Source organism: Variovorax sp. YR216 (assembly GCF_900107745.1).
In the GTDB taxonomy this organism is placed as follows: Bacteria; Pseudomonadota; Gammaproteobacteria; order Burkholderiales; family Burkholderiaceae_C; genus Variovorax.
Genome location: NZ_FNRO01000011.1, coordinates 160878 through 175877, shown reverse-complemented (window position 1 = coordinate 175877; position 15000 = coordinate 160878). Strand labels below are relative to the sequence as shown.

Genomic DNA, 15000 nt, shown 5'->3' with positions numbered 1-15000 from the left:
CAGCTCCCGAAGGGCGCGCTACGCGGCGCGGCGGGAAGACAATCCGAACGGACTCCAGGAGCAATTGACGCATGACCTACCTGCTTGCCCTCGACCAGGGCACATCGAGCTCGCGCAGCATCGTCTTCGACCGTGAGAGCCGCATCGTCGCCATCGCGCAGCGCGAGTTGCCGCAGATCTATCCCCAGCCCGGCTGGGTGGAGCACGACGCGATGCAGATCTGGAACGACCAGTTCGCCACCGCGCGCGACGTGCTCGCCAAGGCGAAGCTGACTGCCAAGGACATCCATGCGATCGGCATCACGAACCAGCGCGAAACCACGGTGGTGTGGGACCGCAAGACGGGGCACCCGGTGCATCACGCGATCGTGTGGCAGGACCGCCGTGCCGAGCCCCTGTGCGCGCGGCTGCGCGAGGACGGCATGGCCGGCACGATCCAGGAAAAGACCGGCCTCGTGATCGACGCCTACTTCTCCGGCACCAAGCTGCGCTGGCTGCTCGACAACGTGCCGGGAGTGCGCGCGCGGGCCGAACTCGGAGAGCTGGCCTTCGGCACCGTCGACAGCTGGCTCATCTGGCAGCTCACCGCCGGCAAGGTGCACGTGACCGACGTGAGCAACGCCTCGCGCACGATGCTCTTCGATGTGCACACCAACCAGTGGGACGCCGAGTTGCTGAAGGCGCTCGACATCCCCGCCTCGCTGATGCCGGAGGTCAAGCCGTCGAGCGCGCATTTCGCCGATACCGCGGCAGGTCTCTTCGATCGCAGCCTGCCAATCGGCGGTGTGGCCGGCGACCAGCAAAGCGCCCTTTTCGGCCAAGCCTGCTTCGAGGCCGGCATGGCGAAGAACACCTATGGCACCGGCTGCTTCATGCTGATGCACACCGGCGGCGACTTCCAGCCGTCGCACAACGGCCTGCTCGTGACCAGCGCCGCGCAGACCGGCACGAAGCCGCAATACGCGATGGAGGGCAGCGTCTTCGTCGGCGGCGCGGTGGTGCAGTGGCTGCGCGACGGGCTCAAGGCCATTCCCGGCAGCGCGCATGTGCAGGCATTGGCCGAAAGCGTGCCCGATGCGGGCGGCGTGATGATGGTGCCGGCCTTCACCGGCCTCGGCGCACCGTATTGGGACGCGGAAGCACGCGGCATCATCACCGGCCTGACGCGAGGCACCACAGTGGCGCATATCGCGCGTGCGGCGCTCGAAAGCATCGCCTACCAGAGCGCCGCGCTGCTGCAGGCCATGAGCCGCGATGCGGTCGCGGCGGGCGGCACCCCGGTGGCCGAACTGCGCGTGGACGGCGGCGCCTGCGTCAACAACCTGCTGATGCAGTTCCAGGCCGACCTGCTCGGCATCCCGGTGGTGCGGCCCGAGGTGACCGAGACCACTGCGCTCGGCGCCGCGTATCTCGCGGGGCTGTCGACCGGCTTCTACAGCGACGTGAGCGAGCTCTCGAAGCTCTGGCGCGTCGAGCGCCGCTTCATGCCGACGCTGAGCCGCGACAAGGCGGACGAAGCGATGGCGCGCTGGGAGCGCGCCATTCGTCAAGCTACAGCCAGCTGAAGCGCGCGCCCCTCAGGCCAGGAATACCGCGGAACCGGCTCTGCCGGGCCGCTGGTATTGCCCCCGGTAGGGGGTGGAGAGCGACACGAAGTGCGCGAGCCTGGGGGCGAGCAACAATCACTGGGCGGGGACGAGGAAGTCCTGGCTGATGCGCCACCCGAGTTCGTTCACGCGATCGAGGAACTGCGTGAGATACGCATGCAAACCCGTCGCAAGGATCTCGTCCACCGTCGCGTACTGAAGATCCGCCAGCAGCTTGCCCGCACGGCGCTGCGTTTCCGCGCTCTGGTCGTTCTTTACCTTGTCGAGGTTGTTCACCACTTCGACGAGGCTCGCATGCAGCGAGCGCGGCATGTCCGCACGCAGGATCAGCAACTCGGCCACGCGCTCCGGCTTGATCACGTCGCGATAGACCTTGCGATAGACCTCGAAGGCCGAGACGCTGCGCAGGATCGCGCTCCAGTGATAGAAGTCGTACTCCTGGTCTTCCTCGGTGGCGGTGCCGAAGAACTCGCTGTTGAGGGCGTGGAACTTCACGTCCACGAGCCGTGCGGTGTTGTCGGCCCGTTCGAGGAAGGTGCCCAGGCGCGAGAAATGGAAGGCCTCGTCCTGCAGCATGGTGCCGAGCGTCACGCCGCGCGAGAGGTGCGAGCGGAACTTCACCCATTCGAAGAACTGCGCCGGGTCGCGCTCGAGGTCGCCCGCGCGCAGCATGCGGTTGACTTCGAGCCAGGTGGTGTTCTGTGTCTCCCATGCCTCGGTGGTGAGCGCGCCGCGCACCGCGCGTGCGTTCTCGCGCGCCGCGCGCAGGCACGAGAGGATGGACGAAGGATTCGACTCGTCCTTGACCATGAACTCCATCACTTCGTTGGGTTCGATCTGGTCGTGGTCCTCGTTGTACATCGGCAGCAGCTCGCTGATCGACAACAGCCCCTGCCAGCCGTACTTGGCGACTTCGGCCGATTGCGGCAGCAGCGAGGTCTGGTAGTTGACGTCGAGCATGCGCGCGGTGTTTTCCGCGCGCTCGGTGTAGCGCGACATCCAGTAGAGGTGATCGGCGGTGCGTGACAACATGATCTGAAGGCTCCCGATCAGGACGTTTGCGTTTGTGTTTGTGTTTGCGACTGGCCTTGCGAGCGTTGCCCGTTGCTGCGGTCGCCTTCGAGGATCCAGGTGTCCTTGGTGCCGCCGCCCTGCGACGAGTTGACCACCAGCGAGCCTTCCTTGAGCGCGACGCGCGTGAGGCCGCCGGGCACCATCTGCACCTCCTTGCCCGACAGCACGAAGGGCCGCAGGTCGATGTGGCGCGGCGCGATGCCTGCATCGACGAAGGTGGGCGAGCTCGACAGGCTCAGCGTCGGCTGCGCGATGTAGCCATCGGGCTTGGCGAGCACCGCCTTCTTGAAGTCCTCGATCTCGGCCTGCGTGGCGGCGGGGCCGATCAGCATGCCGTAGCCGCCCGCGCCGTGCACTTCCTTGACCACGAGGTCCTTCATGTTGGCGAGCGTGTAGTCGAGGTCGTCCTTGTTGCGGCAGATGTAGGTCGGCACGTTCTTGAGGATCGGCTTCTCGCCGAGGTAGAACTCGATCATCTTCGGCACGTACGGATAGATCGACTTGTCGTCCGCCACGCCGGTGCCGACCGCGTTGCAGATCACGACGTTGCCTTCGCGGTAAGCGCGCATGAGGCCGGCGCAGCCGAGCGTGGAGGTCGGCCGGAACACCTCGGGGTCGAGGAAGTCATCGTCCACGCGCCGGTAGATGACGTCGACGCGCTTCGGCCCGCGCGTGGTGCGCATGTAGACGAAGTTGTCCTTGACGAAGAGGTCCTGCCCTTCGACCAGTTCCACGCCCATCTGCTGCGCGAGGAAGGCGTGTTCGAAATAGGCGCTGTTGTACATGCCGGGCGTGAGCACCACGACGGTCGGCTCGGCGGTGGCCGGCGGCGCGGAGGCGCGCAGGGTTTCGAGCAGCAGGTCGGGGTAGTGCGCGACCGGCGCGATACGGTTCTGGCTGAACAGCTCCGGGAAGAGCCGCATCATCATCTTGCGGTTCTCCAGCATGTAGCTCACGCCGCTGGGCACGCGCAGGTTGTCTTCGAGCACGTAGTACTCGCCGTTGCCGCTCGCGTCGGGTGCGCGCACGATGTCGATGCCGGCGATGTGCGAATAGACGTCGTTGGGCACCTTCACGCCCGCCATCTCGGGCCGGTACTGGGCGTTCTTCAGGATCTGGTCGGCGGGGATGACGCCGGCCTTGATGATTTCCTGGTCGTGGTAGACGTCATGGATGAAGCGGTTGAGCGCGGTGACGCGCTGCACGAGCCCCTTTTCCATCGATGCCCACTCGTGCGCGGGAATGATGCGCGGCAGGAGGTCGAAGGGAATCAGGCGCTCGGTGCCCGACCCATCCTCGTCCTTCGCGCCGTAGACGGCGAAGGTGATGCCGACCCGGCGGAAGATCATTTCCGCCTCTTCGCGCCGCGAACGCATCACCGCTTCGGGTTGCTTCGCGAGCCATTGGTCGTATCGCTTGTAGTGGCTCCGGACGGCAGCGCCGGTGTAGGGAACCTGCTCATACATCTCGTCGAATTTGTGCATGGACGACCAATCTCCTTGACCATAGCTTAGCAAGTTCAAGGCCAAACTTCGGTGCCGGATGGGGGAAACGAGGGGTCTGATTGGCGGGCTTGCGCGCCGTCAATACATCTGGTGATGCCAGTAGCGCCGCGCCGTGTTCCTCTGGCAAAACATTTCGCCCGGCAAGGTGCTGGACCATGTCGCGGCGCCGCAATGGGGCGTGTCGATGAGCCTGATACCGTAGTCGGCATAGCGTTCCACCACTTCCGGCGCGGGATGCCCGAACCGGTTGCGCCAGCCCGCCTGGACGATCGCGAGGCGCGGGAGCACCGCTTCGAGCAGCCAAGGACTCGACGAAGTCTTGCTCCCGTGGTGCGGCACCAGCAGCACGTCGGCAGCCAGGTCGGCGTGCCGCAGCACCAGCGCGGTTTCCTGCAGGCGCTCGATGTCGCCGGCCAGCAGCGCGGTCGCCCGTCCGTTCCCGATGCGCAGCACGCAGGAAATCGCGTTGGGCTTGGCGAAGGCGCTGTAGTCGCTTTCGGCGGGATGGAGGATCTCGAAATCGACGCCATCCCAAGTCCAACGCTGGCCGGCGATGCAACGCTCCACCTTGCGCAGCGCCTGCAGCGGATGGTCGGCCTCGATCGAGCTCAGCAGCCTCGCCTTCGGCTGGATCGCCAGCACCGCCGGCGCGCCGCCCGTGTGGTCCGTGTCGCGATGGCTCAGAACGACAGCGTCCAGACGCTCGCCGAAGGCGCGCAGCAGCGGCACGAGCACGCGATGGCCGGCATCGCTCGCGAGGCTGTACCGGGGCCCCGCGTCGTAGAGCAGGCTGTGCGAGGCGGTACGCACCAGCACCGCGTTGCCCTGCCCCACGTCGGCGGCCAGCAACTCGAATTCGCCCATCGGCGGGCGCGGGGACTGCCAGAGCAGCGCCGGCACCAGAAGTGGCAGACCCAGGGCGCGAACCGACCACGGCAGGCGCATGGCAAGCAGGATGCCGCCCAGGACGCCCGCGGCGGCCATCCAGAGCGGCGGCGTGGGCATCGACAGGGTCGCGAGCGGCCAGCTCGCGAGCCATTGCAACAGCCACGACAGCACCTGCACCGCCCATGATGCGGGTTCCCACAGCCAGGGCAGCAGCAGGCCGAGCATCGAAAGCGGCGTCACGACCAGCGTCACCCAGGGGATCGCGATCAGGTTGGCCGGGAGCCCGACCACCGAAATCTGCTGAAACAGCAACAGGGTCAGCGGCGTCAGCGCCAGCGTCACGACCCACTGCTCGCGCAACAGCCTGGCGATGCGCGCCGCAATACCGGAGGGCCCATCGTCGGGCGCACCATTGCCGGCGGCAAAGAGAACCCCCACCGCCACGAAGCTGAGCCAGAAGCCCGGCTGGGTCAGCGACCACGGATCGATCGCCACCACCACCGCGCAGACCAGCAGCCACACGAACGGCCACGGCCACATCCGCCCGCCGAGCCGGAGCAGGCCGACGACCGCGAGCATCCACACCGTGCGCTGAGACGGCACGCCCCAGCCGCTGAAGGCCGCGTAGAGCGCTGCGAGCGCCACGCCGCCGGCAAGCCCCGCATGCTGCGCCGGCCATCGCAGCATCAAGCGGCGGCTGCGGCGCCACAAGGCCTCGAACGCCAGCGCGGCAAGCCAGGCGAACATCGTGACGTGGAGCCCCGAGATCGCCATGAGGTGCGCCACGCCGGTCGCGCGGAAGACGTCCCAGTCGGCACGCTCGATCGCGTCCTGGTCGCCGGTGACCAACGCGGCGATGACGCCCGCGCTCTGGCGGTCGGCGACGCGCATCAGAATGGCATCGCGTACCGCTTCGCGCGCGCGTTCGATCGGATGGCGCCATGTCGCCGCGATGCGCTCCGGGGGCGGCACGCCGCCACGCAGGTAGCCGGTGGCCTGCTCGCCCTGCTCCCACAGGCGCAACTCGTAGTCGAATCCGTGCGGATTGAGGTTGCCATGCGGCGCCTTCAGCCGCACCGGCAGCCGCCAGCGTTCGCCCGCGTGCAGCGGTGCGCCCGGCTCGCCGTTCGCGTCCGCATACCAGCTGAGCGAAATGCGCGGCGGCACCTGGGGCGGCGCACGCCGGTCATCCGCAGCGCCGGGCCAGCGCGCCGATTCGACTTCGAGCGCGAAGCGCAATCCGCTTTCGTTGCGCAACGGCATCTGCGCAACCACCCCGGTCACCACCAGATCGCTGCCCTCGAGCGCCGGCGGCAGCGCATCCGCTGCAAAGCACACCGCGCGCCAGCCCGCCAGACCGGCACCGGCCATGCCGCCGAGCAGCAGCGCCACCGGGAGGACGAGCGCGCCGCGCCGCAGCCGCTCCAGCGGGCGCAACCCGAACCCGCCGACCACCGCTCCCGCCACGAGCGCCGCATAGCCGGCCTCGCGCCACAACGCCGCCTGTTGCAATTGCAACGCCGTTCCAACGATAAGACCCAGCATGGCGGCCAGCACCCGCAGGCCGCGGACATCCCATCCCTGCATACCTCAATTCGCTCCCTGTCACGCCACTTTTTTGGCGCGCTAATTGCTTTCTGTGTCGGCTAGTATGCGTCTCACCCCGAGGCACGACCGACGAACAACATGTCCATTCACGCCGCGCTCCACCACGTCACTCACTACAAGTACGACCGCCCGGTGCAATTGGGCCCGCAGGTCATCCGCCTGCGACCTGCGCCGCACTGCCGCAGCAACGTGATCTCGTACTCGCTGCGCATCGAGCCCGAGCAGCATTTCATCAACTGGCAGCAGGACCCTTTCGCGAACTACCTCGCGCGGCTGGTGTTTCCCGAAAAGACGACCTCGTTCAAGGTCACGGTCGACCTGGTCGTCGAGATGGCGGTCTACAACCCGTTCGACTTCTTCCTCGAACCGCAGGCCGAGAACTTCCCCTTCAAGTACACCGAGGCGCAGGCGCAGGAGCTCGCGCCGTATCTCGTGGCCGATGCGCCCACGCCGCTGGTGCAGGCGTATCTCGACCGTATCGACCGCAAGGAACAGCGCACCATCGACTTTCTGGTTCAACTCAACCAGCAGGTGCAGAACGACGTCAACTACCTGATCCGCATGGAGCCCGGCGTGCAGACGCCGGAGGAAACGCTGGCCAAGGGCTCGGGCTCGTGCCGCGATTCGGGCTGGCTGCTGGTACAGCTGCTGCGGCATTGCGGGCTCGCGGCGCGCTTCGTCTCGGGCTATCTGATCCAGCTCACGCCCGACGTGAAATCGCTGGACGGCCCGAGCGGCACCACGGTCGACTTCACCGACCTGCACGCCTGGTGCGAGGTCTACCTGCCGGGCGCAGGCTGGATCGGGCTCGATGCCACGTCGGGCCTTCTGGCTGGCGAAGGCCACATCCCGCTCGCCTGCACGCCGACGCCTTCGAGCGCCGCGCCGATCGAGGGCGTGGTGGACGATGCCAAGGTCGAATTCGGCCACGAGATGAAGGTCACGCGCATCTACGAATCCCCGCGCGTCACCAAGCCCTACACCGAAGAACAGTGGGCCGAGGTTCTCGCGCTCGGCGAGGCGGTGGACAAGCGCCTGAAGGCCGGCGACGTGCGCCTGACCATGGGCGGCGAGCCGACCTATGTCGCAACCTCCGACCGCGACGCGGCCGAATGGAACACCGACGCGCTCGGCCCCACCAAGCGCGGCTACGCGACCGAGCTGGTGCAAAAGCTGCGCGCCGAATACGGCGAAGGCGGCTTCCTGCACTTCGGGCAGGGCAAGTGGTATCCGGGCGAACAATTGCCGCGCTGGGCACTGTCGATCCTCTGGCGCGCCGACGGCGAAAGGATCTGGCACAACCCCGATCTCTTCGCGGACGAACGGCATCCGACGAACTACACGAGCGAGGATGCCAGCCGCTTCACCAATGCGCTGGCGCGACGCCTCGGCCTGACCGAGCGCTACATCCAGCCGGGCTACGAGGACGTCTACTACTACCTCTGGCGCGAGCGCCGGCTCCCGGTGAACGTGGACCCCTTCGACTCGAAGCTCGACGACGAGATGGAACGCATGCGCCTGCGGCGCGTGTTCACGCAGAAGCTGGATGCGGTGATCGGCTACATGCTGCCGATCGAGGCGTCGAACGCCGACGCCGACGCGCCCGCCCTCGCCGGCCCCGGCTGGAAGACCGGCCCGTGGTTCCTGCGCGATGACCGCCTCTACCTCATGCCCGGCGATTCGCCAATGGGCTATCGGCTTCCACTCGATTCGCAGCCGTGGGCCAGCAAGGGCGACTACCCCTACCTCGTCGAACGCGACCCGACCGCGCCGCGCGCCGGGCTGCCCGCCGCTGCCGACTACCGCGCACGCTACGTCGGCGTGGCCGGTTCATTCGGCGCAGGCGATGCCGATCGCCGCGCGGTGCCCTACGACTTCGGCACGCCGCAAGCCACGCCCAGCGCCCTGCGGATGCAGTCGCCGGGCGAAGCCGCGACCTTGCGCGACGCCACGCAGGATCCGGCCGCAACGCGCCAGCCGCGCCGCGGCGAATCCGCCCACTGGATCACTCGCACCGCGCTGTGCGTCGAAGTGCGCGACCCGCGCCGCGCCAACGGGCCGGCGGCGGAAAAGGTCGGCAGCGCTTCGGGCGTGCTCTACGTCTTCATGCCGCCGCTCGCGCGGCTGGAGGACTATCTCGACCTGGTCGCCGCGGTCGAAGCCACCGCCGAAGAGCTTGGCGTCAAGATCGTCATCGAGGGCTATCCGCCACCGCGCGATCCACGCCTGAAGCTGCTGCAGGTGACGCCCGACCCGGGCGTCATCGAAGTCAACATCCATCCCGCGCACAACTGGGGCGAACTGGTGCAGCACACCGAGTTCCTCTACCACGCGGCTTTCGAGACGCGCCTGTCGGCCGAGAAGTTCATGACCGACGGCCGCCACACCGGCACCGGTGGCGGCAACCACTTCGTGCTCGGCGGCGCGACGCCGGCGGACAGCCCCTTCCTGCGCCGGCCCGAGCTGCTCGCGAGCCTGCTGCTGTACTGGCACAACCATCCGTCGCTGAGCTATCTGTTCTCGGGCATGTTCATCGGGCCGACCAGCCAGGCACCGCGCGTGGACGAAGCACGCAATGACCAGGTCTACGAGCTGGAGATCGCGCTCAAGGAAATCGCGCGCAGCCGTGAAACCTACGGCCAGAACATGCCCGCATGGCTGGTGGACCGCACGCTGCGCAACATCCTCATCGACGTCACCGGCAACACGCACCGCAGCGAGTTCTGCATCGACAAGCTGTACTCGCCCGACACGAGCACCGGCCGCCTCGGCCTGCTGGAGTTGCGCGCCTTCGAGATGCCGCCCCACGCACGCATGAGCGTCGCCCAGCAACTGCTGCTGCGCGCGCTGGTCGCCCGCTTCTGGGATGCGCCCTACGCCGCGCCGGCCACCCGCTGGGGCACCGAGCTGCACGACCGTTTCCTGCTGCCCACCTTCGTGAAGATGGACTTCGAGGACGTGATCAGCGAGATGCGCCAGGCCGGCTTCCCCTTCGATCCGAACTGGTTCGCGCCGCATTTCGAGTTCCGCTTCCCGCTGGTCGGGCAGGTGCAGGCGATGGGCGTGGAGCTGTCGCTGCGCAACGCGCTCGAACCATGGCACGTGATGGGCGAGGAAGGCGCGCCCGGCGGCACGGCGCGCTATGTCGACTCGTCGCTGGAGCGCGTCGAGATCCGCGTCACCGGCATGAACGAGAGCCGCCACGTCATCACCGTCAACGGCCAGGTGCTGCCGCTGCAGCCGACCGGCACCATGGGCGAATTTGTCGCGGGCGTGCGCTACAAGGCGTGGAATCCGCCCTCGTCGCTGCATCCGACCATCGGCGTCCATGCGCCGCTGACCTTCGACATCGTCGACACCTGGATGAAGCGCTCGCTGGGCGGCTGCCAGTACTTCGTCGCTCACCCGGGCGGACGCAACTACGACACTTTCCCGGTCAACGCCTACGAGGCCGAAAGCCGCCGCCACGCGCGCTTCACGCGCATGGGCCATACGCCAGGATTGATGACCACGCCGCCGGCGACGATCGAAATCAGCGGCAGCCGGGAGTTTCCTTTCACGCTCGACTTGCGACGGTAGCGCCCCCAAATCCAGTAACCCCGCGGAACCGGCTTTGCCGGGCCGCCGGGGTTGCCCCCGGAGAGGGGGTGCAGAGCCGCACGAAGTGGGCGAGGCTGGGGGTGAACTCATAATCTACCGTGGATCCACAGAACACTTCCCTCTTCGATGCCCAGGCGTTGGAAGCGCCGGCCGAGCTGGCATCCGCCCTCGCGCCGCCGGCTGCACCGGGGCATTTCGACGAGCTGCGCGGCATCGCCACGCCGCAGACCACCCCTCGCCTCGGCACGCCTTCGCAGCCCGCGCCGCTGTATGACGCGGCATCGGTGCCACCCGCAGCACCGGCCGCCGACGAGACCGACCTCGCACCGGGCGAGCATGCGCCGGTCGCGCCCGCCTGGGCCGGCTTCTTCGAGAACCTCGGCCCCGGCGGCTTCGACGACCTGCCGCGCCGCGCGGTCAGCCTGGAGCGGCAGATCCGCGACAACGGCGTCACCTACAACGTCTATGCCGATGCCGCCCACGGACCGCAGCGGCCGTGGTCGCTCGATCTCTTTCCGCTGATCGTCTCGCCCGAGAGTTGGGCGCACATCGAAGCCGGCGTCCAGCAGCGCGCTCGCCTGCTCGACCGCGTGATGGCCGATGTCTACGGGCCGCAGCAACTGCTCTGCGAAGGTCTGCTGCCGCCGGCATTGGTGCAGGGCAATCCGGGCTACCTGCGCGCGATGCACGGCGTGAAGCCGCCTGGCGACACCTGGCTGCACATCGCAGCCTTCGACCTCGCACGCGGGCCGGACGGCAACTGGTGGGTGGTCTCGCAGCGCACGCAGGCGCCCTCGGGTCTCGGCTACCTGCTGGAAAACCGCCTCGCGATCGCGCGCCAGTTTCCGCAGGCCTTCGAGAACCTGAACGTGCAGCGCCTCGCCGCGACCTACAACGCGATGATGGAAGGCCTGCAGCGCATGTGCCCCGCCGGCCAGCCGCCGCACATCGCGCTGCTGACGCCGGGCCCGTACAACGAGACCTACTTCGAGCACGCCTACCTTTCGCGCTACCTCGGCATCACGCTGGTCGAGGGCAGCGACCTCACGGTGCGCGACCAGCGGCTCTACCTGAAGACGCTGCAGGGCCTGCGGCCGGTGCACGGCCTCATCAAGCGGCTGGACGACCAGTTCCTCGACCCGCTGGAGCTGCGGCCAGATTCCACGCTAGGCGTGCCCGGGCTGCTGCAGGCGATCCGCGCCGGCAACGTGCTGGTGGCCAACATGCCGGGCTCGGCGTTTCTCGAATCGCCGGCGCTGCTCGGCTTCCTGCCCGCGCTCTCGCGTCGGCTGCTGGGCGAGAAGCTGCAGCTGCCGGCGCTGCCGACCTGGTGGTGCGGCGAGCGCGCCGCGATGGAAGCGGTGCTGCCGCTGCTCTCCGACTGCGCGATCAAGGCCACCTACCCCGGCGACGATTCGCACACCAGCTTCGACTCGGTGCTCGGCACCCGCATGGGCCAGCGCGCACTCGACGAATGGGCGGGCCGCATCATGCGCCGGGGCGACGAGCACACGGTGCAAAGCTATCTCCCGCTGTCGCAGATGCCGACCTGGACGCAGAACTTCGACCGCGGCCATATCGCGCCGCGCGCCGTGGTGCTGCGCGCCTTCGCGATCAGCGACGGCCCGCAGTCGTGGCGCGTGCTGCCAGGCGGCCTGGCGCGGCTGGCCGGCCCCGATGCCCAGATCGCCTCGATGCAGCGCGGCGGCAGCAGCGCCGATGTCTGGGTGCAGACGCTCGGCGAGGTCGACATGACCACGCTGCTCCCTTCGCATGCCACGCCGGCGTCGCTTGCGCGGCACCGGGCACCGGTCACCAGCCGGGCCGCCGAGAACATGTACTGGCTCGGGCGCTACACCGAGCGGGCCGAGAACGCGGTGCGCCTCGCGCGCGTCACGCTCGACCTGCTCGGCGGCGAGGAAGCCTCGTCGCGTGCACTTCTGAATTGGCTGCATCAGCTCGCGGAGCGCAACGCGCTCGTGCCGCGCGAGGTGCCGAGCCTGCCGAAGTCCCGCCGTGTGTTCGAGCGCGTCCTGATCGCGGAACTGGGCGACGTCGAGCACGGCGGCAGCGTCGGCTTCAGCCTGAGCTGCGTGCGGCGCGCGGCCGCCGCGGTGCGCGAGCGACTGTCCCAGGACCACTGGAACCAGATCGTGCGTGCCGAAGCCGACTTCCTGCGCCGCAGCGCCGAACAGGCCGGAGAGAAAGGCGAAGCGGGCTATGAATCAGGCGCCGCACTGCGCCTGCTCGAATCGGCAAGCACCGCACTGGCCGCGATGACCGGCGCGCAGACCGACCGGATGACGCGCGACGATGCGTGGCGCCTGCTGTCCATCGGGCGGCACATCGAGCGGCTGGCCTTTCTTTGCAGCGCACTCGCGGCGGGCTTCGAAACCGGCGCGGTGCACGAGGTATCCGGCTTCGAGGCGATGGTGGCGCTGTTCGACAGCACCATCACCTTCCATGCGCGTTACCAGCAGCGGCGCGATGTCGCGACGCTGGTCGACCTGCTGGTGCTCGACGGCGACAACCCGCGCTCGCTCGCCTGGGTCACGCACACCCTGCGAAAGCGCATCGCCAGGCTCGCGGGCAGCGCGCCGGGCAAGCTCTCCGCGCTGTCGTACGAACTGCCCGACCCCGACATCTGGACGCTGGAGCACCTCTGCGAAGCCGGCGCCGGGGCGCGATACGGCGCGCTGCTCGACCTGTGCACCGCGTGCGAAACCGCGGCCTACCATGTCTCGGACGCGATCGGCACGCGCTACTTCACGCTCACATCCGAATCGCTGCGTTCTGTCGGAGCCTGACCATGCTGCTTCACGTCACGCACTTCACCCGCTACGACTACACGCCGCCAGTCGACACCGCGCAGCATCTCGCGCACCTGAAGCCGATGAACACGCCGTCGCAGCGGCTGGTGAGCCATGCGCTCAGGATCACCCCGCAGCCGGTGCAAAGCAACGAATCGCCGGACGTGTACGGCAATGCGCGAACCTTCTTCGCGCTCGACTCGACACACGAGGAACTCGTCGTCACCGCCGAAAGCGTGGTCGAAACCTCGGTGCCGCAGCTGCCCGCCTCGGTCGCGCGCGAATTGCCGTGGGAGGAGGTGCGCGAGCGCTTCCGGTACATCAAGGATTCGCACTACGATCCCGCGGCCGAGTTTCTCTTTCCGTCGCGCTACGTGCCGCGCCATGACGATTTCGCGGCCTATGCGCGGCCGAGCTTCGCCGCCGGCCGCCCGACCTTCGATGTCGCGATGGACCTCGCGCTGCGGATGTTCAAGGACTTCGACTACGACGCCGAGAGCACCGAGATCAGCACGCCGGCGGTCGAGGCGCTCGCGCAGCGGCGCGGCGTGTGCCAGGACTTCGCGCACATCATGATCGCGTGCATGCGCACCATGGGCCTGCCGGCGCGCTACGTCAGCGGCTACCTGCTCACCCAGCCACCGCCCGGCCAGCCGCGCCTGGTCGGTGCGGATGCGTCGCATGCGTGGGTCTCGGTCTACCTGCCGGGTGCGGACGGACCGGGCGACTGGGTCGACTTCGATCCGACCAACGGCCGCCAGCCCGGCGAAGATTACGTGACGCTCGCGATCGGACGCGACTATTCCGACGTCTCGCCGATGCGCGGCGTGCTGCATGGCGGCGCGCGCCACACGCTGAACGTCGGCGTGACGGTGCAGCCCATCGAGGAGCGGCGCGACGAAGCCGCGAGCGCCGCCCGCGCCGAAGCGGGCCCGGTGGCGGACAATCCGCCATCCGGTTCCCTGCCACCCGACAACAAGGACATTCCATGAGCATCCAGGACAAACTCAAGAGCCTCGGCATCACGCTGCCGCCCGTCGCCGTTCCCGCCGCCGCCTACGTGCCCTTCGTGCAGACTGGCAAGCTGGTATTTCTCTCCGGCCACATCGCCAAGAAGGACGGCAAGCCGTGGGTCGGCCAGCTCGGCGCCAACATGACCACCGAGGAAGGCAAGCAGGCCGCACGCGCGATCGCGATCGACCTGCTCGGCACGCTGAACGCGGCGGTCGGCAATCTCGACAAGGTCAAGCGCATCGTGAAGGTGATGAGCCTGGTCAACTCGACCGGCAGCTTCACCGAGCAGCACCTCGTGACCAACGGCGCGAGCGAATTCTTCGCCGAAGTGTTCGGCAGCGAGAAAGGCGCGCATGCGCGCAGCGCCTTCGGCGTCGCGCAGGTTCCGTTCGGCGCCTGCGTCGAGATCGAACTCATCGCCGAAATCGAATAGCGCGTTGGACGACACCGACCGCCACCTGCTGAGCCTGCTGCAAGCCAACGCGCGCGAGTCCGCTGCGCTGCTCGCGCGCAAGCTCGGCGTGGCGCGCACCACCATCGTCGCGCGCATCGCGCGCCTCGAGCGCGAGGGCGTGATCGCCGGCTATGGCGTGCGTCTCGGCAAGCGGCTCGAGGAAGCCGCGGTGCGCGCCTATTGCGGGCTCAGCGTTGCACCCAAGACCGGCACCGCGGTCATGCGCGCACTGGAACGGTTGCCCGAGGTCGAGGAAATCTCGGCCGTCAGCGGGCAGTTCGACTACATGGTGCTGCTGCGGTGCGAGACCAACGAGCAGCTCGACGCGCTGCTCGACCGCATCGGGCTCATCGAGGGCATCCAGCACACGCACACCTCGGTGGTGCTCAGCCGCAAGCTGGATCGGCGAAGTGCGGTTCCGCCGCCGCCTGCGGCCTGAC

9 protein-coding genes are annotated in these 15000 nt (G+C 68.2%); 6 read left to right on the top strand and 3 right to left on the bottom strand.

All coding sequences use genetic code 11. The annotated features are described in order from the left end of the window. The first annotated feature begins 71 nt into the window (after positions 1-71). A complete protein-coding gene (gene glpK / locus BLW05_RS24085) occupies positions 72-1565 on the top strand; it encodes a glycerol kinase GlpK (RefSeq protein ID WP_093166086.1) in 1494 nt (497 codons plus the stop codon). Positions 1566-1682: 117 nt separating this feature from the next. Here the strand turns inward: glpK and BLW05_RS24080 are convergent, their stop codons facing one another. The 3 genes from BLW05_RS24080 to BLW05_RS24070 all read right to left on the bottom strand — a co-directional run bounded on the left by BLW05_RS24080 (position 1683) and on the right by BLW05_RS24070 (position 6661). After that, on the bottom strand, positions 1683-2639 hold the full coding sequence (locus tag BLW05_RS24080; RefSeq protein ID WP_093166085.1) for an alpha-E domain-containing protein: 957 nt from the start codon (positions 2637-2639) through the stop codon (positions 1683-1685). A gap of 17 nt (positions 2640-2656) precedes the next feature. After that, positions 2657-4165, bottom strand: a complete 1509-nt coding sequence (locus BLW05_RS24075; RefSeq protein WP_093166084.1) for a circularly permuted type 2 ATP-grasp protein — start codon at positions 4163-4165, stop codon at positions 2657-2659. A gap of 99 nt (positions 4166-4264) precedes the next feature. After that, positions 4265-6661: a DNA internalization-related competence protein ComEC/Rec2 gene (locus BLW05_RS24070; RefSeq protein WP_256330469.1), complete on the bottom strand. Its 2397-nt coding sequence runs from the start codon at positions 6659-6661 to the stop codon at positions 4265-4267. A gap of 99 nt (positions 6662-6760) precedes the next feature. On the opposite strand from BLW05_RS24070, the gene BLW05_RS24065 reads away from it, so the two are divergent. The 5 genes from BLW05_RS24065 to BLW05_RS24045 all read left to right on the top strand — a co-directional run bounded on the left by BLW05_RS24065 (position 6761) and on the right by BLW05_RS24045 (position 14999). After that, positions 6761-10261 carry a transglutaminase family protein gene (locus BLW05_RS24065; RefSeq protein WP_093166083.1) on the top strand — a complete coding sequence of 1167 codons (3501 nt, stop codon included), beginning with the start codon at positions 6761-6763 and terminating at the stop codon, positions 10259-10261. A gap of 119 nt (positions 10262-10380) precedes the next feature. Then, entirely contained in the window at positions 10381-13089 is a 2709-nt protein-coding gene (locus BLW05_RS24060) for a circularly permuted type 2 ATP-grasp protein (RefSeq protein WP_093166082.1), read from the top strand. Positions 13090-13091: 2 nt separating this feature from the next. Then, complete coding sequence (locus tag BLW05_RS24055) at positions 13092-14084, top strand: transglutaminase family protein (RefSeq protein ID WP_093166081.1); 993 nt, start codon at positions 13092-13094, stop codon at positions 14082-14084. Continuing rightward, positions 14081-14539, top strand: a complete 459-nt coding sequence (locus BLW05_RS24050) for a RidA family protein (RefSeq protein ID WP_093166080.1) — start codon at positions 14081-14083, stop codon at positions 14537-14539. Before BLW05_RS24055 ends, BLW05_RS24050 begins: the two co-directional genes overlap by 4 nt. Then, positions 14460-14999 carry an Lrp/AsnC family transcriptional regulator gene (locus tag BLW05_RS24045; RefSeq protein WP_093166079.1) on the top strand — a complete coding sequence of 180 codons (540 nt, stop codon included), beginning with the start codon at positions 14460-14462 and terminating at the stop codon, positions 14997-14999. The genes BLW05_RS24050 and BLW05_RS24045 overlap by 80 nt, the downstream gene beginning before the upstream one ends. Position 15000 lies beyond the last annotated feature (1 nt).

Excerpts from the sequence above, each read along its gene's own strand:
- glpK (WP_093166086.1), top strand. The coding sequence starts at position 72 with ATGACCTACCTGCTTGCCCTCGACCAGGGCACATCGAGCTCGCGCAGC.
- BLW05_RS24070 (WP_256330469.1), bottom strand. The coding sequence starts at position 6,661 with ATGCAGGGATGGGATGTCCGCGGCCTGCGGGTGCTGGCCGCCATGCTG.
- BLW05_RS24055 (WP_093166081.1), top strand. The coding sequence starts at position 13,092 with ATGCTGCTTCACGTCACGCACTTCACCCGCTACGACTACACGCCGCCA.
- BLW05_RS24075 (WP_093166084.1), bottom strand. The coding sequence starts at position 4,165 with ATGCACAAATTCGACGAGATGTATGAGCAGGTTCCCTACACCGGCGCT.
- BLW05_RS24080 (WP_093166085.1), bottom strand. The coding sequence starts at position 2,639 with ATGTTGTCACGCACCGCCGATCACCTCTACTGGATGTCGCGCTACACC.
- BLW05_RS24050 (WP_093166080.1), top strand. The coding sequence starts at position 14,081 with ATGAGCATCCAGGACAAACTCAAGAGCCTCGGCATCACGCTGCCGCCC.
- BLW05_RS24065 (WP_093166083.1), top strand. The coding sequence starts at position 6,761 with ATGTCCATTCACGCCGCGCTCCACCACGTCACTCACTACAAGTACGAC.
- BLW05_RS24045 (WP_093166079.1), top strand. The coding sequence starts at position 14,460 with ATGCGCGCAGCGCCTTCGGCGTCGCGCAGGTTCCGTTCGGCGCCTGCG.